This window comes from Pseudomonas sp. M1 (assembly GCF_022760135.1).
Lineage (GTDB): Bacteria > Pseudomonadota > Gammaproteobacteria > Pseudomonadales > Pseudomonadaceae > Pseudomonas > Pseudomonas citronellolis.
On sequence record NZ_CP094343.1, the window covers coordinates 1,383,283 to 1,403,649 of the forward strand.

The 20,367-nt window shown below is 64.7% G+C and carries 20 protein-coding genes; 16 read left to right on the forward strand and 4 right to left on the reverse strand.

The genetic code is table 11. The features are described 5' to 3' along the window. Positions 1-72: 72 nt before the first annotated feature. Genes PM1_RS06155 through PM1_RS06170 form a run of 4 tightly spaced genes read right to left on the reverse strand, consistent with a single transcriptional unit; the run spans position 73 to position 5,480 of the window. Positions 73-1,296 (reverse strand): NAD(P)/FAD-dependent oxidoreductase, encoded by a 1,224-nt coding sequence (locus PM1_RS06155; RefSeq protein ID WP_009616271.1) that lies wholly within the window; start codon positions 1,294-1,296, stop codon positions 73-75. A gap of 10 nt (positions 1,297-1,306) precedes the next feature. After that, a complete protein-coding gene (locus PM1_RS06160; RefSeq protein WP_009616272.1) occupies positions 1,307-2,857 on the reverse strand; it encodes an acyl-CoA synthetase in 1,551 nt (516 codons plus the stop codon). A 36-nt stretch (positions 2,858-2,893) separates the two neighbouring features. Next, a complete protein-coding gene (locus PM1_RS06165) occupies positions 2,894-3,997 on the reverse strand; it encodes an NAD(P)-dependent alcohol dehydrogenase (protein ID WP_009616273.1) in 1,104 nt (367 codons plus the stop codon). 19 nt (positions 3,998-4,016) lie between these two features. Continuing rightward, positions 4,017-5,480: an aldehyde dehydrogenase family protein gene (locus tag PM1_RS06170; RefSeq protein WP_052058996.1), complete on the reverse strand. Its 1,464-nt coding sequence runs from the start codon at positions 5,478-5,480 to the stop codon at positions 4,017-4,019. A 170-nt stretch (positions 5,481-5,650) separates the two neighbouring features. On the opposite strand from PM1_RS06170, the gene PM1_RS06175 reads away from it, so the two are divergent. The 16 genes from PM1_RS06175 to PM1_RS06250 all read left to right on the forward strand — a co-directional run bounded on the left by PM1_RS06175 (position 5,651) and on the right by PM1_RS06250 (position 20,293). Further along, the gene (locus PM1_RS06175) at positions 5,651-6,487 is read left to right on the forward strand and encodes an enoyl-CoA hydratase/isomerase family protein (protein ID WP_052058997.1); all 837 of its coding nucleotides are present in this window, start codon (positions 5,651-5,653) and stop codon (positions 6,485-6,487) included. A 162-nt stretch (positions 6,488-6,649) separates the two neighbouring features. Then, complete coding sequence (locus tag PM1_RS06180) at positions 6,650-7,579, forward strand: LysR family transcriptional regulator (RefSeq protein ID WP_009616276.1); 930 nt, start codon at positions 6,650-6,652, stop codon at positions 7,577-7,579. 2 nt (positions 7,580-7,581) lie between these two features. After that, positions 7,582-7,833, forward strand: coding sequence for an EexN family lipoprotein (locus PM1_RS06185; protein ID WP_009616277.1), 252 nt, complete (start codon positions 7,582-7,584; stop codon positions 7,831-7,833). 218 nt (positions 7,834-8,051) lie between these two features. Next, positions 8,052-10,052, forward strand: a complete 2,001-nt coding sequence (locus PM1_RS06190) for a conjugal transfer protein TraG (RefSeq protein WP_009616278.1) — start codon at positions 8,052-8,054, stop codon at positions 10,050-10,052. Continuing rightward, entirely contained in the window at positions 10,049-10,510 is a 462-nt protein-coding gene (locus PM1_RS06195; protein WP_009616279.1) for a ribbon-helix-helix protein, CopG family, read from the forward strand. Before PM1_RS06190 ends, PM1_RS06195 begins: the two co-directional genes overlap by 4 nt. After that, positions 10,507-11,532 (forward strand): P-type conjugative transfer ATPase TrbB, encoded by a 1,026-nt coding sequence (gene trbB, locus PM1_RS06200; protein WP_009616280.1) that lies wholly within the window; start codon positions 10,507-10,509, stop codon positions 11,530-11,532. The genes PM1_RS06195 and trbB overlap by 4 nt, the downstream gene beginning before the upstream one ends. Next, positions 11,529-11,912 carry a TrbC/VirB2 family protein gene (locus tag PM1_RS06205; RefSeq protein ID WP_009616281.1) on the forward strand — a complete coding sequence of 128 codons (384 nt, stop codon included), beginning with the start codon at positions 11,529-11,531 and terminating at the stop codon, positions 11,910-11,912. The genes trbB and PM1_RS06205 overlap by 4 nt, the downstream gene beginning before the upstream one ends. Continuing rightward, positions 11,909-12,178, forward strand: a complete 270-nt coding sequence (locus tag PM1_RS06210; protein ID WP_009616283.1) for a VirB3 family type IV secretion system protein — start codon at positions 11,909-11,911, stop codon at positions 12,176-12,178. The genes PM1_RS06205 and PM1_RS06210 overlap by 4 nt, the downstream gene beginning before the upstream one ends. 15 nt (positions 12,179-12,193) lie before the next feature. Beyond that, positions 12,194-14,629, forward strand: coding sequence for a conjugal transfer protein TrbE (gene trbE, locus PM1_RS06215; RefSeq protein WP_009616285.1), 2,436 nt, complete (start codon positions 12,194-12,196; stop codon positions 14,627-14,629). Beyond that, positions 14,626-15,363 carry a P-type conjugative transfer protein TrbJ gene (trbJ, locus tag PM1_RS06220; protein WP_009616287.1) on the forward strand — a complete coding sequence of 246 codons (738 nt, stop codon included), beginning with the start codon at positions 14,626-14,628 and terminating at the stop codon, positions 15,361-15,363. The genes trbE and trbJ overlap by 4 nt, the downstream gene beginning before the upstream one ends. Positions 15,364-15,374: 11 nt before the next feature. Continuing rightward, complete coding sequence (locus PM1_RS06225) at positions 15,375-15,704, forward strand: hypothetical protein (protein ID WP_009616288.1); 330 nt, start codon at positions 15,375-15,377, stop codon at positions 15,702-15,704. Then, positions 15,701-17,074 carry a P-type conjugative transfer protein TrbL gene (trbL, locus tag PM1_RS06230; RefSeq protein ID WP_009616289.1) on the forward strand — a complete coding sequence of 458 codons (1,374 nt, stop codon included), beginning with the start codon at positions 15,701-15,703 and terminating at the stop codon, positions 17,072-17,074. Before PM1_RS06225 ends, trbL begins: the two co-directional genes overlap by 4 nt. 12 nt (positions 17,075-17,086) lie before the next feature. Then, a complete protein-coding gene (trbF, locus tag PM1_RS06235) occupies positions 17,087-17,791 on the forward strand; it encodes a conjugal transfer protein TrbF (protein WP_009616290.1) in 705 nt (234 codons plus the stop codon). Next, entirely contained in the window at positions 17,788-18,774 is a 987-nt protein-coding gene (trbG, locus tag PM1_RS06240) for a P-type conjugative transfer protein TrbG (protein WP_009616291.1), read from the forward strand. The genes trbF and trbG overlap by 4 nt, the downstream gene beginning before the upstream one ends. Positions 18,775-18,776: 2 nt before the next feature. Next, the gene (locus PM1_RS06245; RefSeq protein ID WP_009616292.1) at positions 18,777-20,051 is read left to right on the forward strand and encodes a TrbI/VirB10 family protein; all 1,275 of its coding nucleotides are present in this window, start codon (positions 18,777-18,779) and stop codon (positions 20,049-20,051) included. Continuing rightward, complete coding sequence (locus PM1_RS06250) at positions 20,048-20,293, forward strand: DUF2274 domain-containing protein (RefSeq protein WP_009616293.1); 246 nt, start codon at positions 20,048-20,050, stop codon at positions 20,291-20,293. The genes PM1_RS06245 and PM1_RS06250 overlap by 4 nt, the downstream gene beginning before the upstream one ends. Positions 20,294-20,367 lie beyond the last annotated feature (74 nt).

Here is a 20,367-nt window from a genome sequence, read left to right on the forward strand (position 1 = left end):
GAGTGATTAGGTCAAGGCCGCTCTCGTTGGGCATTTCTCCGGGCGCATCCCTGCGCCAGTGGGGCAAGCCGTTCAGGCTGGCTGGGCAGGCAGCGCCGCGTTGATATCGCAGGTTTCATCGGCCAGCTTGAGCGGATCGACCCGCGTCGCCGTGGCGATCAACCGCTTGCTGGCGATGAACTCCTTGGGGCGGTTCACGCACAGGGCGCTGAGGATCACCCCATCGTGCAGGTAGAACCGGGAAAAGCTACCGGCGCAAGCGTCTCCACGTTGTACCACGCACTCGTATTCATCGACTAGACCGGCGATCTGGAGACGGGTGTCGTACTGATCCGACCAGAACCATGGTAGGGCCTCATGGCGTTTTTCATGACCGCACAAGGTGGCGGCTGCCGACCTCGCCTGATCGCTGGCATTGGCCAGGCATTCCAGGCGTACCATGCGCCGCAGGTGCGGGCTCGGAAAGCGGGTGCAATCCCCGGCGGCGACAATGTCGGCATCGGATGTTCGGCCATGGCTATCGACCAGGATGCCATCGTCGATGGCCAGCCCCGCGTCCTTGGCCAGCTCGATATTGGCTTGTACCCCTATGCCGATCACCACCAGGTCTGCCGGATAGCGGGTGCCGTCGCCGCATAGCACCGCTTCGACGCGTTCATGGCCCAGCAGCTCACTGACCTGGCATCCGGTCCGGATGGTCACACCATGAGCGCGATGCAGAGCCTCGAAGAATGCCGATACCGATGCATCGACGCTGCGTCCGAGAATGCGCGGCGCGGCCTCCAGCACGCTGACCTCCAGGCCTAGCTGGCGCAGGCTGGCGGCGGTTTCCAGGCCGATGTACCCCGCGCCGATAACCACCGCAGTGCGGGCTCCTGGTAGCTCCGCGCGCAGACGGTCGGCATCGGCGAGATCGCGCAGGTAATGCACGCCGGCCAGTTCGCCGCCCCTGATGCCCAGGCGGCGCAGGCGAGCGCCGGTGCAAAGCGCCAGCTTGGTGTAGGCAAGGCGCTGGTGGTTATCCAGCAGCACTTCATGGGCCTGGCGGTCTATCCGTGACACGCGTGTGGAGGGCAGGAACTCGATGCCGTATTTATCCAGGCTGGCCTGTGGGTGGATGATCGCCACCTCGGACTCTCCCTTGAGATAGGCCTTGGACAGCGGCGGGCGGTGGTAGGGCAGCGAAGGCTCGTCGCCAATGAGCAGGATGCGTCCCTGCCAGCCCTCCTGGCGTACGCCGACGGCCATCTGTATACCGGCATGGCTGGCGCCGATGATGATGCAGGTTCCGTTCATCCTCGCCTCCTCACCGTGCGGCCCTGGCGTACTCATCGCGCAGCAGGCGCTTGAGCAGCTTGCCCGTGGGCTCGCGAGGCAGGTCCTGGCGGAACTCGATGCTGCGCGGGCATTTGATCGAGGACAATTGCGCGCGGCAGAACTGGTTGAGCTCCGCGGCGAGGGCGTCACTGGCCTGGTTGTGGTCATGCAGCTGAACCACCGCGTGGACCGACTCACCCAGGTCGTTGTCAGGAATGCCGATCACGGCGGCGTCCAGCACCTGCGGGTGGCTGAGCAGGACGTTTTCGGTTTCCTGTGGATACACGTTGACGCCGCCGGAGATGATCATGTGGCTCTTGCGGTCGGTCAGATAGAGGTAGCCATCGGCGTCTAGGTGACCGATGTCGCCCACGCAGGCCCAGCCCTTGTCATTGTAGGCTTCGGCCGTCTTGACCGGGTCCTTGTGGTAGGAGAACGGCAGGCTATCGGAGAAATACACCAGGCCATCCTCGCCCGCTGGCAGCTCGCGGCCATCCTCGCCGAGGATATGCAGGCGGCCGTAGATGGCGCGTCCCACCGTACCCGGATGCCTGAGCCAGTCGTCGGTGCTGGCCATGGTCATGCCGATCTGTTCGGTACTGCCGTAGTACTCGTAGAGGATCGGTCCCCACCAATCGATCATGGCCTGCTTGGTGGGAATCGGGCAGGGGGCGGCGGCATGCACGGCTACCTGCTGGCTGCTCAGGGAGTATCTGTTCCTGGTTTCATTCGGCAGGTTGAGCAGGCGATGGAACATGGTCGGCACCCACTGGCTGTGGGTTACCTGGTATTCGTCGATGGCGGCAAGGGCCGCTTCAGGCTCGAACTTCTCCATCAGAATCGCGGTGCCGCCGAGCACATGCACCCCCCTTACCCATTTCAGCGGGGCAGCGTGGTAGTAGGGGGCGGGTGACAGGTACACGGAGTGTTCGTTGACGGCAAAGGCCTTTTCCAACTGCTGGGCAATTACCTCGGTACTGCCCAGGGGCAGCCCTGTGAGCTTCGGCTTGACCCCTTTGGGGCGTCCCGTGGTGCCGGATGAATAAAGCATCTCACTGCCTTCGCGCGGATCCTCCAACGTGGCGGGAGAGTACTGCTGCACGGCCGCGAGCAGCGACTCCGTAGCGGGGCGCTGTGCGTCGAGAATGAACACCCTGGGGGCGGATGGCAGGCTGGCGATTGCCGCGAGCAGCTCTGGCGTGGCGCATTTGGCGCTTAAGACCAACAGCTTGGCGTCACAATCCTCGACGATGTAGGCGCTTTCGGCGGGCGTTAGCCGGGTGCTCAGGAAGGTGTAGTACAGCCCGGCATAGTGGGCACCCCATTGCAGGGCAGGGCACTCCACGCGGTTTTCCAACTGGTAGGCGACATGATCGCCATATTCCAGCCCGAGCGACTGATAGAGGCGTGCCAGGCGGTTGGCGAAGGCGTCCAGCTCATGATAGGTGAGTGACGCACCCGTTTCGGCGATCAACACGGCAATGCGCTCGGGCGCGCACTTGGCGTGATAACCGGGGTGACGGAGAAGGGGAGTAGCCATGCAGCGATTCCTCGAATGGCGAAGACGAAATTCAAATCAACCGGCCAATAGCACAGGCTTGACGCAGGTGCCCGCATGCTGGGCGGCGATGGCTTTGTTGATTTGTGCGAGGGGGAAGGTCGTGACCAGCTTGTCTATTGGCAGGCGGCCGGCCTGGTACAGGGCGATCAGTTCTGGAATCGACTGCTGGGGATCGCTGTCGCCTTCGATGATGCCCTTGAAAATGATGCCGCTCTGGACCATCTCGGCCAGGGTACCGGGCAACTTCTGCTCCCAGTCCTGCGGCACGCCCACCAGGCCAAAGGTGGCGCGTGGCGCCAGGCAGCGGTAAGCCGTTTCCAGTGCGGCGCCGATGCCTGAGGTGTCGAATGCATAGTTCACACCTGCCGGCAGGAGGCCTTTGACGACCTGCTCGACATCCTCGCTGAGTGGATCGATAACGGCGGTCGCGCCCAGTTCCAGCGCCAGGGCACGGCGGGCCGCATGGGGCTCGGTGAGGATGATCTGCTGGCAGCCGCGAATCACTGCCGCCATGACTGCAGACAGGCCCACTGCACCACCGCCCAGAATCAGGATGGAGGAGTCGGCTTCACAGGCCAGGGCCCTGGCTACGCCGCCGAATCCGGTCTGGATACCACAGCCCAGTGGGCCTACCAGTTCCAGCGGGATGTCTTTGCTGACTTTGACGACGTTGCGCTGGTTGGCCACGCAATGGCTGGCAAAGGATGATTGGCCAAAGAAGTTGCCGGCCACCGCCGCACCGGTCGCATCATGCAGATTGCTGCCGCCCTGGCGAATACCGGTGAAGTTGAGCAGGCCAAAGGAGTGGCAGTAGGACGGATCGTCGAGTCTGCAGCGTGGGCATTCACCGCAGGAGTGAAAGCTCAGGGCCACATGATCACCCGACTGGACTCCGGTGACTTTGCTGCCTGTCTTGATTACCACACCAGCACCTTCGTGGCCGAACACCGCCGGAGGCTGGATCGGCAAGACACCGGCGGCGGCAACCAGGTCGGTGTGGCAAATACCCACGCCGACGATGCGTACCAACACTTCGTCATCCCGGGGTTCGTCCAGCTCCAGGTTTTCGATGGAGAAACCGTTGCTGTTGGCGCGTGTAACCGCGGCAGTGATTTTCATGGCAGGTTCCCTGATGTTGTTAGAAGAACTTGAACAGCCAGCTCAGAACCCGGCGTGTGGTTTGTGTGTAGGGGGGGAAGAACAGGCTTGAGAGCATGATCTTGCTTTCCAGCACTGAGCGTTCATGAGAGAAGGCGCGGATTCCCCATTCGGCGTGATAGCTGCCGATGCCCGAGTTGTTCACGCCGCCGAATGGCAGGTTGTTGTGCAGGAAGTGCCCGGCGATATGGTTGATGCAGGACGCACCGGCGCTGGTGTTCTGCAAGATATGCTCGATGTTCTGGCGATTCTTGCTCCAGATGTACAAGGCTAGGGGCTTGGGCGCGTTGTTGATGCGCTGGATCACATCATCCAGGTACTCGAAGGTGATGATTGGCAATACCGGGCCGAAGATCTCCTCCTCCATGATCTTGGCGTCGGCCGGTACCTCTTCCAGTAGTGTGGGCGAAATAAACCGCTCCTGGGCGTCCACCGATGCCCCATAGATGGGCTTGGCCCCGCGCTCGACGGCATCCTTGATCAGCCCGGCGATACGACCGGCGTGGCGTTGGTTGACGATGCGGGCCAGAGGGGCGGTGCGGGCTTTTTCCCCTTCGCCATAAACCTTGTCGAGGTGCTGCTTGAGCAATTGCACAAAGCGTTCCTTGACGCTGGCGGCGACGTACAGATGATCCGGCGCGATGCAGGTCTGACCGGCATTGAGGAACTTGCCCCAGGTGATGGTCTTCACCGCCATCTCGAGGTCGGCGCTTTCATCAATGATGGTGGGCGATTTTCCACCCAGTTCCAGGGTTACGCTGGTCAGATGTTCCGCAGCGGCACGCATGACCACTTTGCCGATGGCCGGTGAGCCGGTGAAGAAGGAGTGGTCGAAGGGCAGGCTGAGCAACTCGGTCGCCACCGAGGCGTCGCCCTCGAAAATGGCGACTTCGCTCTCCTCGAAGGTGTCGCGGATGATGTCGACCATGACCGCCGACAGATTCGGGGTCAGCTCCGAGGTCTTGATGATCACCGTGTTGCCAGAGGCGATCGCCGGAACCAGTGGGCCGAAGGTCAGGGTCAGCGGATAGTTCCAAGGCGAAATGATCAGGCAGCGTCCGCGTGGCTCATACCGTACCGAGGCCGAGGTACCGAGCATCAGCGCGGTGCTGGGAATCTTCTTCGGTTTGAGCCACTTCTTCAGGTGTTTGCAGGTGTGGCTGATCTCCATGATGACCGTGAGGATCTCGGTCATTTCCACTTCGATAGCTGGCTTGCCGAAGTCCATCGCACCCGCTGCGATGATTTTGTCGCGCCGAGCTTCAATAGCCTTGCGCAGCCTTTTCAGTTTGTGGATGCGCTCTTCGGCAGTAGAGCTACGGAGTTGCAGAGCGGTATCGCGTTGGGCGGCGAACACGCGCCGAATGTCGGCGCTTTGAGCGTTCTCGACAGGGGCGGCTATAGGGCGAGAGATGGCTTCGACTGGCACTGGCAGAGTCTCCATGGTTATTTTTCTGGTGGAGATTTTTGTGGGCGCTGGAGCGCTGGGTACCAGGCCAATATGAAGCAGTCTGCAAATGGAGGATTCGTCACAAAGAACTAAAAAACACCTCCTGGGCTCGACCAAGGCACATCAGGAATACCCAACCTAAAGGCTAGGTAAGCCGGTCGACCATGACGCTAGGCTACGGCGCGATCCTTCCCTTTCTTATGGATATCGCGATGTCACGCCCTGTCGATTACCACTTCGATGCCGACTCATGTCGTGCAACCCTGACGTTCAATCGCCCAGATGTGCTCAACGCCATTGATGTCGAAACGGCGCAATCCTTCAGCGAAGCCGTGCTGCGGGCCACTGCGGAAACTGGCATCCGTCTGATTGTCATTCGTGGGGCGGGACGGGCCTTTGTGGCCGGTGGCGACTTACAGCGTTTTGCTGACGACTTCGACAAGGCGGACCACGTAGTCAATCAACTGCTGGATCATCTCCATCCTGCGATCCTGGCTCTGCATACCACTCCAGCGTTGGTTCTTGCGTGTGTGCACGGCGTGGTCGCGGGGGCTGGGCTGAGTCTGATGTTGGGCTGTGACCTGATTCTGGCCGCTGATAACACGCGGCTGCTGTTGGCCTACAACAAGGTCGCCGCCTCTCCTGATTGCGGCGGAACTTACTTTCTGCCACGACGCATCGGCATCGGCCCCGCGATGCAACTGATGGTGGGCAGCGGTGAGCTTGTTGCAGAGGAGGCCCGTTCAATGAGTCTGCTGGACTGGTGTGTCCCTTCGCACGAGTTGGAGAGTAGTTTGGAGAGAGTGAGCAGAGAGATTCTGTCTGGCCCGAGTCTGGCATATGGTCGCTATAAGGCTCTGATCCGGGGCGAGCCTGGTGAGCTTCAAGCCCATTTGGAGCGGGAGCGTGCAGCCTTCTGTGCGGCGACCAAGACCGATGATTTCCGTGAGGGTGTCACCGCCTTTCTGATGCGCCGTAATGCAAGGTTTTTGGGGCGTTGATGAGACGGCTCTAGGAAGTCCTAAGTGATTAACTGGCGTTTAAATTCAAGGCTGTTGTTTGAGTGCGGGTTGGGGTAGTGGGAGTAGCGATGCCAAGCGTTCTATCTGAGCCGAGCCATATGGAAACACGGCCGATTACGCGCCAATGGAGAGGGTGGAGTAATGGAGCTTCGACATCTTCGCTGTTTCCTTGCCGTAGCCGAGGAACTGCATTTTGCGCGTGCGGCTGAGCGTTTGCACATCGAGCAGTCGCCCTTGTCGCGTGCGATCAAGGAGCTCGAGGAGGAACTGGGAACACGGCTCTTTGTGCGGACGACGCGGAGCACAAGACTCTCACATGCCGGACGACTGTTCCTGGAGCATGTGCCGCGCGTCTTCACCGCGCTGCAACAGGCGCAGGATAGTGTGAAGGCCGCCGCCAATGGATTTTGCGGTCAACTGCGGGTGGCACTCTCGGACGGGATTTCTCCGTCGCGTTTCTCCTCGTTCCTGGCGCGATGCCGGCAAGAGGAGCCGGAGCTAGAGATTCGCCTGTCAGAGGTGCCGCTGTCTCAGCAGATCAAGGGACTGCATGATGATCTTTATGACGTGGGCTTCGCCCAGTCGGCCGAGGTCGGGGATGGCGTCGTTGCTATTCCAGCCTGGAGCGATCCGCTGGTGGTGGCGGTGCCGGAGCGCCATCCCATCCTGTCCCACAAGCACATTCCGCTGGAGGAATTGCTGCGTTACCCACTGGTGTTGTGCGACCCACAAGCTTGCGAAGGTCATGCACGACAGGTCGAGCGCTTCTTGCGCCAGGCCGAAGCGGAGCCTCTGGTCGCGGAGCAGGTGACCTCCTGCGACCTGATGATGGCGCTTGTCGCGGCAGGCTTCGCCCTAGGGCTGACGGGAGAGTCGTGCATCGCGGCTAGCCGCGAATCGGGTGTAGTGGGGCGCGCATTGAGGGGCTTTCCCCAACTGACGACCTATCTGCTGCGTTCGCCGCGTGAACCATCAGCAACGCTGACTCGTTTCATTGAACGGGTACAGACCATCGATTCTTCGGATGACGTCCAGATCGCTAGCCAGGTCAATGCCAGGGAGGAAATCTAGCCGTGAAGAAGATTACGCCGTTTCTCTGTGTCCTGGCCCTTGCGGCCTGCGGTCAGCCTGAAACATCGACGCCGTCGGTTGATGAGCTCGCGGCCGATCCCGCACGACTGAAAGAGCTGCGCCAGCAGTGCAAGCTGGAGCGCGCCCAGTTGGGTGATGAGCTGTGCAATCGCGTCGCCGAGGCCACGCGCAAGCGGTTCTATGGCGATGGGAAAGTGCCCTACACGCCGCCGAAAGAGCCGCCCAAGTTCTGATCGTGGGCGATCTGCTAAATCGTCCACTAGCTTGCTCAACACGCCGTAATGCGCTTGCGCATGCGGCGGTTTCTCTCCATTCGCTCTCGCATGAATTGATGCGCTCCAGTCCAGTGTTGTCCCGATAAAGGTCTTTGACCGGCACTGACCCGGCACCGAGTCTCGACCACGCAGCCAGCATTTTTGCTGCCTTCATTGGAGAGATTGGGAGCCGGGAAATGCAAGGGACGAACGTGCTGTTCGGGCAGATCGCCGCCGTATTCGGCATCGTGATCGCCGGCGTGTGGGTCGCCACACAATGGACAGCCGCCGCCCTGGGCTATCAGGTACGCCTCGGTTCGCCTTGGTTCGATTGCTTTGGCACGCCGGTATATCACCCCTGGCGGTTGTTCGACTGGTGGTTCTTCTTCGGCGCCTATGCGCCGGAGATTTTCGACACCGGTGGTGCCATCGCCGCCGCCAGTGGCATGGTCGCCGTGGGCGTCGCCATCGCCATGTCGATCATGCGTTCGCGCCAGTCGCGCCTGGTCACGACCTATGGTTCGGCGCGCTGGGCCGAGGCCGCCGACATCCGTTTGGCAGGCCTGGACCGGCCGGCAGGTATCTTCCTCGGCCTGCATGATGGTCAGTACCTGCGCCATGAAGGCCCGGAACACGTCCTGACTTTCGCGCCTACCCGCTCCGGCAAGGGCGTAGGCTTGGTTATCCCCACGCTGCTGAGCTGGCCAGCCTCGGCGGTCATCCACGACATCAAGGGCGAGAACTGGAACCTGACCGCCGGCTGGCGCTCGCGCTTCTCGCACTGTCTGCTGTTCAACCCCACCGATCCGCTTTCGGCCGCCTACAACCCTTTGCTGGAGGTTCGGCGCGGTTCGCATGAAGTGCGTGACGTGCAGAACATCGCCGACATCCTGGTTGATCCGGAAGGCGCGCTGGAGCGCCGCAACCACTGGGAGAAGACCTCGCACGCGTTGCTGGTCGGCGCCATCCTGCACGTGCTCTACGCGGGCAAGGACAAGACGCTGCGCGGCGTCGCCAACTTCCTGAGCGACCCGGCATGCCCGTTCGAGGTGACGCTGCACCAGATGATGACGACGCGTCACCTGGGTGACGGGACGCATCCAGTGGTGGCGTCCGCCGCGCGCGAAGTGCTCAACAAGAGCGACAACGAGCGCTCGGGTGTGCTGAGCACCGCCATGTCGTTCCTGGGGCTGTACCGAGACCCCACGGTGGCCGAGGTCACCTCGCGCTGCGACTGGCGCATCGCCGATCTGATCGCCGCTGAACATCCGGTGTCGCTGTATCTGGTGGTGCCGCCGTCCGATATCAGCCGCACCAAGCCGCTGATCCGGCTCATCTTGAACCAGATCGGGCGGCGGCTCACCGAATCGCTCGACGGTTCTGACGGCATCGAGCGCCGCCACAAGCTACTGCTGATGCTCGACGAGTTCCCTGCGTTGGGCAGGCTCGACTTCTTCGAGACGGCGCTTGCCTTCATGGCCGGTTACGGCATCCGCAGCTTTCTCATTGCCCAATCGCTTAACCAGATCGACAAGGCCTACGGGCAGAACCATTCCATCCTCGACAACTGCCATGTGCGTGTGACCTTCGCCACCAACGACGAGCGCACGGCCAAACGCATTTCCGAGACGCTGGGCACCGCGACCGAGCTGCGCGCACAGCGCAACTACGCGGGCCACCGGCTCGCGCCGTGGTTGGGGCACCTGATGGTGTCGCGTCAGGAAACGGCGCGGCCGCTGCTGACGCCAGGGGAGGTGATGCAGCTGCCGCCGGACGAGGCCGTGGTGATGGTCTCCAGCGTCGCGCCGATCCGGGCCAGGAAGCTGCGCTACTACAGCGATGCCAACTTCAAGCGCCGCGTGCTGCCGCCACCGGTTCTCGTGACCGGGCGCTACGCCGACGCACCGCCGGCGCGAGCGGACGACTGGAGCGACCTGACCATGCCGGCTGTGCCGGCGCCCTTGGCTGCGGATCTGGGAGATGACTTGGCAGCTATCGTCGAGGAGGGTGGTCCACGCCGCCAGCCCGAGCTGTCCCAGACTGTTACCTACAACCCCGATCCAGAAGGCTCGGTCAGTGACTTGTCGCTACTCGATGACGACGACCTGCAGCCCGTTCTCCCTCGCCAGCTCAATCCGGCCATGCAGCGCGTCGCCCGGCTGGCTGCCCTCGACCCCGACGACGGAATCCAGCTATGAGCCAGTACCGCCTCAACCTGTTCATCCAGCCCGAGCATGCCCGCCGCCTGGACGAGCTGGCCGCCAAGAAGGGCGTGTCCAAGTCCTCCATCGTGGCGGCGGCCCTGGCGTCCTGGCTGTCGCCGGATTCAGGCGACCAGCGCGAGGCGGCCATCGCCAAGCGGCTGGATCGCCTGTCGCGCCAGTTCGAGCGCCTGGAGCGCGACCAGGCCATCGAGATCGAGACGCTGGCTCTGTTCGTGCGCTACTTCCTGACCGTCAGCACGCCGGTGCCCGAGGCGCACCAGGAAGCGGCCAAGGCCCAGGGCAAGGCGCGCTTCGAGCAGTTCGTCGAGCAGCTCGGCCGTCACCTATTGCGCGGCCGAAGCCTGGTACGCGACGTGGTCGAGGAGCTGTACCCGAACAGCTCACACACGTATGAGACGGCGCAGGGTGAAGCGCAGGAGCGTGTCTCATGAGTACCGTGCAATCCTTCAGCACAACCTCGCTGGACCGGCGCATCCGCATGCTGCGCACGGCAATGGGGCCGGTGATCGCCGCCGCGCTCGAAGACCCGGACGTGGTCGAGATCATGCTCAACCCCGACCGCACGCTCTGGGTCGATCGCTTGTCGTCGGGGCGCGCGCCGCTGGGCGCGGAACTGTCCGAGGAAGACGGCGAACGCATCATCCGCCTGGTCGCCGCTCACGTCGGCGCGGAAGTGCATCGCGGCCAGCCGCTGCTGACCGCCGAACTACCGGAAACGGGTGAGCGTTTCGAGGGCATCCTGCCGCCGGCGGCGCCGGGGCCGGCCTTCGCGCTGCGCAAACGCGCCGTGGGCATCATCCCGCTGGAGCGCTACGTGACCGACGGAATGATGACCGCCGCGCAGGCCGAGTTCCTGCGCGGCGTGGTGCGCGAGCGGCAGAACATCCTGATCGCCGGCGGCACCAGCACCGGCAAGACCACGCTGGCCAATGCCTTGCTCGCGGAGATCGCCGCCACCGGCGACCGCGTGCTGGTGCTCGAGGACACCATCGAGCTGCAATGTGCCGCGCATGACCATGTGCCATTGCGCACCCGAGCGGGTGTGGTGTCCATGCGCGAGCTGGTACGCGCCACGATGCGCCTGCGCCCCGACCGCGTGGTGGTCGGCGAGGTGCGCGGCGGCGAGGCATTGGACCTCATCAAGGTCTGGGGCACCGGCCATCCAGGCGGCATCGCCACCCTCCATGCTGGCTCCGCCCTGGGCGCGCTGCTGCGCCTGGAGCAGCTGGTGCTCGAAGTGGCGGTGAATCCGCCGCGCGCGCTGATCGCGGAGGCGGTCAACGTGGTGGTCTTTATCGCCGGCCGCGGCCGCAAGCGCCGCATCGAGAGCATCGCCCGCGTCACCGGCTTCGACGAGGCAGGCTACTGCCTGGCGGAAGTGCCGGGAGAGCCGCTCGCCGATCAGCTCACGCCCTTTTTCCTGTCCCCGACCACGCCTGGAGAACTGCCATGATGCCGACACGCGCCCCTGCTTTCCGCTTTTCCGTAAATAAGGCCACATGCCTGGCACGCCTGCGACGCCTGGCCGGACCCGCGCAGCGTGGCTTGCTGCTGGCCGCCGTCATGCTGATGACGGCTAGCACGGCGAGGGCCGCCGGCTCCTCGATGCCCTGGGAAGGTCCGCTCGAGTCCATCCTTGAGTCGATCCAGGGGCCGGTCGCGCGCATCGTGGCGGTGATCATCATCATCGCCACGGGGCTGGCGCTAGCGTTCGGCGACACCTCGGGTGGCTTTCGCAAGCTGATTCAGATCGTCTTCGGCCTATCCATCGCGTTCGCGGCATCCTCGTTCTTCCTGTCCTTCTTCAGCTTCTCCGGCGGGGCGGTCGTATGAGCACGGCCAGCGACCTGCCGGGCTTCGAGGTGCCGCTGCACCGCTCGCTGACCGAGCCGATCCTGCTCGGTGGCGCGCCGCGCACCGTGGCGATCGCCAATGGCACGCTGGCGGCCGCCGTCGGACTGGGTCTGCAGCTTTGGTTGCCGGGCCTGGTGCTGTGGCTGGTCGGCCACGCGCTTGCGGTCTGGGGCGCGCGGGTCGATCCGCAGTTCATGCAGGTGTTCGCCCGGCACCTCAAGCACAAGCCGCTGCTGGACGTGTGAGGGGAGGGTGCCGCGATGCTGAACCTTACCGAATACCGCCAGCGCCCGGCGCTGCTCGCCGATTGGCTGCCCTGGGCTGGTCTGGTCGCGCCCGGCACCGTGTTGAACAAGGACGGCTCGTTCCAGCGCACGGCGCGTTTCCGTGGCCCCGACCTCGACAGTGCGACGCAGGGTGAACTGATGGCCACCACGGCAAGACTGAACAACGCGCTGCGCCGGCTCGGCGCCGGATGGGCGCTGTTCGTCGAGGCTGAGCGCAGGCCGGCGGCGGATTATCCGCACTCGGACTTCCCCGAACCGCTGTCGTGGCTGGTGGACGAGGAGCGGCGGGCGACGTTCGAGGAGTCCGGCGAGCACTTCGAGAGCGCCTATCACCTCACACTGCAATACCTGACGCCAGAGGAGTCGCATGCCCGCGCGGCCAGGTTGCTGTACGAGCACACGCCAACCGCCGGCGTGGACTGGCGCGAGCGCCTCACGGCCTTTATCGCGGAGACCGAACGCATCTTCGATCTGCTCATGGGCGTGATGCCGGAGCTCGACTGGCTCGATGACGACGAAACGCTGACCTACCTGCACGCGACCATTTCGACGCGACGCTACCGCATCGCCAAGCCGGAAGTGCCGTTCCACCTCGACACGCTGCTGTCTGATACCCCGCTGCTCGGCGGCCTGGCGCCGATGCTGGGTGACGTGCACTTGCGCGTGGTGACGGTGCGTGGTTTCCCGACCTCGACCTGGCCAGGAATTCTGGATGACCTCAACCGGCTGGGCTTCGCCTATCGCTGGAGCACGCGCTTCCTCTGCCTGGACAAGGCCGAAGCGGAAAGGGAACTCGGCCGTCTGCGCCGCCAGTGGTTCGCCAAGCGCAAGAACATCCTGGCGCTGTTGCGCGAAACTCTCTTCCAGCAGGAGAGCCCGCTGGTCGACACCGACGCCAGCAACAAGGCGGCTGATGCGGATGCCGCCTTGCAGGAGCTGGGTAGCGACGAGGTCGCCTTCGGTTTCGTCACCGCGACCGTGACGGTGCTTGATGGTGACGCCGCCGTGGCCGACGAGAAGCTGCGCAGGGTGGAGCGCGTCATCCAGGGCCGGGGCTTCGTGACCATCCCGGAAACCCTCAACTCGGTAGAGGCGTGGCTGTCGTCGGTACCGGGCAACGCCTACGCCAACGTGCGCCAGCCCATCATCTCGACGCTGAATCTCGCCCACCTGATGCCGGTGTCGGCGGTATGGGCCGGGCCGGAGAAGAATACGCATCTCGACGGGCCGCCGCTGATTGTCACCCGCACCGAGGGTGCGACGCCATTCCGGCTGGTGACACATATCGGTGATGTGGGGCACACCCTGGTCGTCGGCCCGACCGGCATGGGCAAGTCCGTGCTGCTCGCCACGCTGGCGATGCAGTTCCGCCGCTACCCCGGCTCGCGCATCTTCGCCTTCGACATGGGGCGCTCCATGCGGGCGACGGTGCTGGGGCTGGGCGGCGAACACTATGACCTGGGCGCCGATGGCGCGATTGCCTTCCAGCCGCTTGCGCACATCGACCAGGAGGGCTACCGCACCTGGGCGGCCGAATGGGTGGAGGGCCGTCTGGCGCACGAGGGCGTGGCTGTCGGCCCGGACGAGAAGGCGGCTATCTGGTCGGGGCTCGGAAGCCTCGCCGGCGCGCCGGTCGAGCAGCGCACGCTCACCGGCCTGTCGGTGCTGCTGCAGTCCAACGCGCTGCGCCAGGCGCTCGCGCCCTATGTGCTCGGTGGGGCACACGGCAAGCTGCTCGACGCTGACCTCGACTATCTGGGCATGGCCGACGTGCAGTGCTTCGAGATGGAGGAGCTGATGCCCAGCAAGGCGGCGGTGCTGGCCGTGTTGGGCTACCTGTTCGCACGCTTCGAGGAGCGTTTCGACGGCGTGCCGACGCTGCTGATCCTCGACGAATCCTGGCTGTTCCTCGACGACCCGGTGTTCGCCGCGCGCATTCGCCAGTGGTTGAAGACGCTGCGCAAGAAGAACGTCAGCGTGATCTTCGCCACGCAGTCGCTCGCTGACATCAAGGACTCGACCATCGCCCCGGCGATCATCGAGAGCTGCGCGAGCCGCATCTTCCTGCCCAATCCGCAGGCGACCGAGCCGCAGATCCGCTCGATCTACGAGGGCTTCGGCCTCAACGGCCGGCAGATCGAGATCGTCGCCACCGCGCAGCCCAAGCGCGATTACTACTACCAGTCCCGTGCCGGCAATCGACTGTTCGACCTCGACCTGGGGCCGGTCGCGCTCGCGTTCGCCGGCACCTCGATGCCCCAGGATCAGCGTGCCATCGACGACGTGCTGCGCGATGCCGGGGTGCCGGGTTTCGCCGGAGCCTGGCTGCGTAATCGCGGCCTCGACTGGGCAGCCGAGCTGTTGCCGTCCGCGCCATCCGCCGCGTCATTTCAGGAGGTTTCGCCATGAAGACCCGCGCGCTTTCCACGTCCCTCGCCGCCGTGCTGTCGGTCTCGTTGCTGGCCGTTCAGCCCGTGTCGGCATTCACCGTCATCGACCCGACAAACCTGATACAGAACACCCTGACTGCTATCAGCGCGATGGAGCAGGTAAGCAACCAGGTGCAGCAGCTGCAGAACGAATCGCAGATGCTCATCAACCAGGCTCGCAACCTCGCGAGTCTGGACTTCAACATCGTCAATCGGCTGCGTTCGTCGTTGGCGAGGAGCGAGCAACTGATCGCCGAGGTGCAGGGGCTGGCCTATGACGTGCAGAACCTCGACCGCGAATTCGCGCGGCTGTACCCAGAGGAGTACGCGGCCACCGTCAGCGGCGACCAGATGTACCGGGACGCCCGCGAGCGCTGGGCGCACACGCTCGACGGTCTGCACACCGCAATGCGCATGCAGGCGCAGGTGTCGCGGAACCTGCATGAGGATGAGGGGGCGCTGTCAGACCTGGTGGGCCAGAGCCAATCGGCGACAGGTGCCCTGCAGGCCATGCAGGCGACCAACCAACTGCTGGCCCTGCAGGCCAAGCAGTCCATCCAGGCGCAGCAGCTCCAGCTCACCCAGGACCGCGCTGCCTCGCTGGAGCTGGCGCGGCAGGCGGCTGCGACCGAGCGCGCCCGCGAGGTTCGGCGACGCTTCCTGGGCGAGGGCACGCCGTACACCCCGCAACCGGTCCGGTTCTACGGGAACTGAGGATGGCCGCCATGCGTAGTGTTTTCATGCTGTCGATTGCCTTGCTGGCAGCCTGCGATCGGCCGTCCTGCGAGGGTCTGGCCGAAACACTGGCCACCAATCCCGCGGGGCTCAAGGCGCTGCGCGCAGAGTGTGTGGCCGACTGGCGGGCGGTGGGCGAGAGTGCCTGCAGGATCGCTGCCGAGGCATACCGGCGCCGCTTCTTCGCCGGCCACTCCGGCCCTGATGAGTATGTCGCCCTGGAGGAGTTGCCGCCAATTCCATCGACCTTCGATGAGCCTGGCGAGGACGTGACCGAAAGCGCTGCGCGGCTGGTTGTCGTCAAGGAGGAGGCACCATGAACGATGTCACGGTCATCGACCGCTTCCTCGATACCTTCTCGCGCTACATCGACTCGGGATTCGGGTTGCTGCAAGGGGAAGTCGCCTACCTGACCGCCACGCTTATAGCGATCGATATGACGATTGCCGGGCTCTACTGGTCGCTCGGTCACGCCACCGGCCAGGGCGAGGACGTGATGGCGAAGTTGATCCGCAAGGTGCTCTACGTCGGTGCCTTTGCCTACATCATCGGCAACTTCAACTGGCTGGCCGGCATCGTCTTCCGCTCTTTCGCCGGGCTGGGCCTGACGGCGACCGGCGCGCTCAGCATGGAGACTTTCCTGCAGCCGGGGCGGTTGGCGAAAACCGGCATTGACGCCGGCGCGCCGATCCTGGAGCAGATCGGCGAACTGACTGGCTTCCCCGAGGTGTTCGTCAACCTCGACCCCATCGTCATCCTGTTCCTGGCCTACCTTGTGATCATCGTCTGCTTCTTCGTGCTGGCGGTGCAGCTGTTCATCACCCTCATCGAGTTCAAGCTGACCACGCTCGCGGGCTTCGTGCTGGTGCCCTTCGCGCTGTGGAACAAGACCGCGTTCCTGGCCGAGAAGGTGCTGGGCAACGTGGTGTCTTCCGGCGTCAAGGTGCTGGTGCTGGCGGTGATCGTCGGCATCGGAACGGGGCTGTTCGCCGAGTTCCAGGTGCATCCCGACGAGCCCTCCATCGACCACGCGCTGGTGGTCATGCTGGCCTCGCTGGCGTTACTCGCCCTGGGCATCTTCGGCCCGGGGATCGCCGCCGGACTGATTTCCGGCGGCCCGCAGCTGGGGGCGGGGGCTATGGCGGGCGCCGCACTCGGCGCGGCGGGTACGGCCGTCGCCGTGGGTGCCGCTGCAACGGGTGTCGGTGCTGCGGTTGCGGCCGGGGCGCGTATGGCGCCGGCCGCCTCCAGGATTGCTGGCAGTGGCGTGCGTGCCGCCACCTCGACAGCTAGCAGTGCGCGTGCCGCATTCCAACTCGGATCTTCCGCTGCCGGTGGCGGCCTCAAGGGCGCCGCGGCCGGGTTGGGCAGCGTTGCCAAGGTCAGCACGCAGGCTGCGGGACAGAGGGTTCCCGCCGGTATGCGTTCACTCAAGTCACGCGCTGCTTCCGCCTTCCAAGCCGAAGGGGCCGGTGCCACTTCTGGCGCCGGCAGGGGTATTCATGGCAATGCGACCCAGGGCGAGTCCGTCGACGCTACCCCCGCGTCAACGGCGCAGCCCGCCTGGGCCAGGCGCCTGCAGAGTCGTCAGCAGATCAGCCATGCCGCCACCACCGTTGCGCACACGTTGCGCAGTGGTGATGGCGGTGGATCGGGCAGTGGTCCGAGCCTGCGGGATTCGGATTCATAAGGAGGGTGAGTCATGCGCTTCAAACGACCACGGGTGCGCTACGCCGAGACGCCGCAACCCTCGACCCCGTACCAGGCCGCCGCCCAGGTATGGGACGAGCGCATCGGCTCGGCCCGCGTGCAGGCGAAGAACTGGCGCCTGATGGCCTTCGGCTGCCTGGCGCTCGCGCTGCTGATGGCGGGGGGCCTGGTCTGGCGCTCGGCGCAGTCCATCGTCACGCCCTACGTGGTGGAGGTGGACCGGACCGGCCAAGTGCGCGCGGTCGGCGAGGCCGCCACGCCCTATCGGCCAGCCGATGCACAGGTCGCCTATCACCTGGCGCGCTTCGTCACGCTGGTGCGTTCGCTGTCGATCGACCCGATCGTGGTGCGGCAGAACTGGCTCGAAGCCTACGACTACACCACCGACCGTGGTGCGGCGGCGCTCAACGACTATGCGCGCACCAACGATCCGTTCGTCCGCGTGGGCAAGGAGTCGGTGACGGTGCAGGTCAGCAGCCTCGTGAGGGCCAGCGACGCCTCCTTCAACGTGCGCTGGACGGAGCGGCGCTTCGTCAACGGCGCGCCTGCCGGCACCGAGCGCTGGAACGCGGTGATCTCCATCGTCCTGCAAACCCCGCGAACCGAACAGCGCCTGCGCAAGAACCCCTTGGGCATCTACGTCAACGGGCTGTCGTGGAGTCGCGAGCTCGATGCGTCCGAAGGAGCCAAGCCATGAACCTGTCTTTCCGTAAATCCGCGTTCCCCCTGGTCCTGCTTGCCTTGGCTGGCTGCTCCAGCCAAGGCAAGCCACCGCCACGCATCTCGCTCGACGAGCCGATGCAGGCGCAGCCGCTGCCTGAGCCGCCGAAGCCGGTGGAAGTGGTGGCGGTGCCGAAGGTGCTACCGATGCCTGGGCAGCTGAAGCCGTTGCCAGAGGAGCCCAGTCCAGCCCCGGAGCCGGCCGACGAGAAGGTGAGGGTGTCGCGCGCGAACCGGGAGGCGAGGGTGGCGCCCACCCGTGAGGGTTACGTCAATGCGATCCAGGTCTGGCCCTATAGCGACGGCGCGCTGTACCAGGTCTATGCCGCCCCAGGGCGGGTGACCGTAATCACGTTGCAGGCCGGAGAGGATCTGGTGACGGTGGCTGCCGGCGACACGGTGCGCTGGATCGTCGGCGACACCTCCAGCGGCGCCGGCGATGCGCTGCGCGTCAACGTGCTGGTCAAGCCGATCCGCTCGGATCTCAAGACCAACCTGGTCATCACCACCAGCCGTCGCACCTACCTGATCGAGCTGACCTCGACCGAGAAAGCCTGGATGGCCTCGGTGTCCTGGGACTACCCGAAGGACCGGATGCTGGCCCTGCAGCGCCAGGCGCAGGCCGCACAGGCGAGCGCGCCGGTCGATACCGGCCTCTCGCTGGAGAAGATTCGCTTCCGCTATGCGATCAGCGGCAGCAAGCCTCCGTGGCAGCCGCTGCGCGCCTTCGACGATGGCGAGAAGGTCTATATCCAGTTTCCCGCCGGCATTGCCCAGGGTGAGCTACCGCCGCTGTTTGTGATCGGCGCGCAGGGCGATGGGCAACTGGTCAACTACCGTTTCCGTTCGCCGTACTACATCGTGGATCGGCTGTTCGGCGCGGCCGAGCTGCGCCTGGGCGGGGACAAGGGCGACGTGGTGCGCATCGAGCGCACGGATGGCGTGGCGCGGGGAAACTGAGCATGAGCCAAGACGATACCCCCGACCTGGTCGCGCCGCCGGCCGGCAAGGTTCCGCCCGAGTCGGTCGCGCTCCGTGCCCAGCCGCGCCCGGTCACGCGGTTGAATCGGCGTACCCTGGCCGTGCTTGCCGGTGGGCTCTCCGCCGCGGTTCTGGGGGCAACCATCTGGTCCTTGCAACCGTCGAAGCCTCGGAGTAGCAACGATCCGGCCGAGCTGTACAACGTCGACCGGGTTTCGCGTTCCGAGGGGCTCGACCGACTGCCCTCGGACTACTCCGAGCTGCCGCCTCCGCCCGAACTGGGGCCGCCGCTACCGGGCGACCTTGGCCCCGCCATCGTGCAGTCGCAACGACCTGCGGCACCCAGCTATACGACACCCGGACACGATCCCGCCGAGGCTGAGCGGCTGGCGCGTTTGAAGGAGGCGGAGGAAGCGGCAGCCTCGTCGGTGTTTTTCCGCACGGGCGGACAGCGCCCAGCCATGGCTGCACCGGCACAACCTGCTGCGGATGCAGCAACGCTGGCGGGTTTCGATCCGCTGGCCGCCGGCCCAGCTTCGACGGCGGCGCACCCCCTCGATCCGACAACCGTGCAGAACCAGCAGGGGCAGAAAGAGGCGTTCCTGCAAGCCGGCTCTACGGATACCCGCAATTTCGGGAACCTGCAGCTGCCGGCGTCGCCGTACCAGGTCATGGCCGGCACGGTGATTGCCGGTGCGTTGGTGACGGGCATCAAGTCGGATCTTCCGGGTGACGTGATCGGCACGGTGACGGAGCCGGTCTACGACACGGCGACCGGCAAGCACCTGCTGATCCCGCAGGGCTCACGCATCCTCGGCCGCTACAACAGCCAGGTCAGCTACGGGCAGAGCCGCGTGCAGGTGGTGTGGAATCGCATCATCCTGCCGGATACATCCTCGCTGACGCTGGACAACCTCGTGGGCACCGATTCAGCCGGCTATGCCGGCCTGGAAGATGGTGTGGATTGGCACTGGGATCGCGTTTTCGTCGGCGCTGCGTTGACGACGCTGCTGGGCATCGGCGCCGAGCTGGCCGCGCCTGAGAACCGCCAGGATGGCGATAGGATCATCATTGCCGGCCGTGACGGCTTGCAGGACAGCGTGAACCAGGTCGGGCAGGAGATAACTCGGCGTAACATGAACATCCAGCCCACCTTGACCGAGAGGCCTGGCCTGCCGGTGCGCATCATTGTCAACCGAGACCTGGTGCTCCGACCATACCAACCACTGTTCTTCAATCGGAGAGCTTCACGATGAGCACGACACGCAAGCTGCGGCTGGGGCCGCTGCCCAAGGCCGAGAGCATCAAGCTGACCTTCGTTTGCCCGGCCAGCCTGAAGGCTCACCTTGACCGCTACGCCGCGCTGCATGCGCAGACCTACGGCGAGACGGTCGATGCTGTAACGCTGATCCCGCACATGCTGGAGGCGTTCATGACCGGGGATAGGGGGTTCAAGAGGGCAGGAAACGATCCTGATCGTCAGCTTCCCACTATTTAATAGGAGGCTTCGGCGGGCAGACTACTGTCGCCAACGTAGGTGTCGAACCTTTAGGCCTCGCGCCGGGGGCAGCG

What these genes read in the sequence shown, in the direction of transcription:
- PM1_RS06210 (WP_009616283.1), top strand. Translation starts at nt 11,909, where the DNA reads ATGAGCACGGCCAGCGACCTGCCGGGCTTCGAGGTGCCGCTGCACCGC.
- PM1_RS06245 (WP_009616292.1), top strand. Translation starts at nt 18,777, where the DNA reads ATGAGCCAAGACGATACCCCCGACCTGGTCGCGCCGCCGGCCGGCAAG.
- PM1_RS06190 (WP_009616278.1), top strand. Translation starts at nt 8,052, where the DNA reads ATGCAAGGGACGAACGTGCTGTTCGGGCAGATCGCCGCCGTATTCGGC.
- trbF (WP_009616290.1), top strand. Translation starts at nt 17,087, where the DNA reads ATGCGCTTCAAACGACCACGGGTGCGCTACGCCGAGACGCCGCAACCC.
- PM1_RS06175 (WP_052058997.1), top strand. Translation starts at nt 5,651, where the DNA reads ATGACGCTAGGCTACGGCGCGATCCTTCCCTTTCTTATGGATATCGCG.
- PM1_RS06180 (WP_009616276.1), top strand. Translation starts at nt 6,650, where the DNA reads ATGGAGCTTCGACATCTTCGCTGTTTCCTTGCCGTAGCCGAGGAACTG.
- trbB (WP_009616280.1), top strand. Translation starts at nt 10,507, where the DNA reads ATGAGTACCGTGCAATCCTTCAGCACAACCTCGCTGGACCGGCGCATC.
- trbE (WP_009616285.1), top strand. Translation starts at nt 12,194, where the DNA reads ATGCTGAACCTTACCGAATACCGCCAGCGCCCGGCGCTGCTCGCCGAT.
- PM1_RS06155 (WP_009616271.1), bottom strand. Translation starts at nt 1,296, where the DNA reads ATGAACGGAACCTGCATCATCATCGGCGCCAGCCATGCCGGTATACAG.
- trbG (WP_009616291.1), top strand. Translation starts at nt 17,788, where the DNA reads ATGAACCTGTCTTTCCGTAAATCCGCGTTCCCCCTGGTCCTGCTTGCC.
- PM1_RS06205 (WP_009616281.1), top strand. Translation starts at nt 11,529, where the DNA reads ATGATGCCGACACGCGCCCCTGCTTTCCGCTTTTCCGTAAATAAGGCC.
- trbJ (WP_009616287.1), top strand. Translation starts at nt 14,626, where the DNA reads ATGAAGACCCGCGCGCTTTCCACGTCCCTCGCCGCCGTGCTGTCGGTC.
- PM1_RS06165 (WP_009616273.1), bottom strand. Translation starts at nt 3,997, where the DNA reads ATGAAAATCACTGCCGCGGTTACACGCGCCAACAGCAACGGTTTCTCC.
- PM1_RS06160 (WP_009616272.1), bottom strand. Translation starts at nt 2,857, where the DNA reads ATGGCTACTCCCCTTCTCCGTCACCCCGGTTATCACGCCAAGTGCGCG.
- PM1_RS06195 (WP_009616279.1), top strand. Translation starts at nt 10,049, where the DNA reads ATGAGCCAGTACCGCCTCAACCTGTTCATCCAGCCCGAGCATGCCCGC.
- PM1_RS06250 (WP_009616293.1), top strand. Translation starts at nt 20,048, where the DNA reads ATGAGCACGACACGCAAGCTGCGGCTGGGGCCGCTGCCCAAGGCCGAG.
- PM1_RS06225 (WP_009616288.1), top strand. Translation starts at nt 15,375, where the DNA reads ATGCGTAGTGTTTTCATGCTGTCGATTGCCTTGCTGGCAGCCTGCGAT.
- trbL (WP_009616289.1), top strand. Translation starts at nt 15,701, where the DNA reads ATGAACGATGTCACGGTCATCGACCGCTTCCTCGATACCTTCTCGCGC.
- PM1_RS06170 (WP_052058996.1), bottom strand. Translation starts at nt 5,480, where the DNA reads ATGGAGACTCTGCCAGTGCCAGTCGAAGCCATCTCTCGCCCTATAGCC.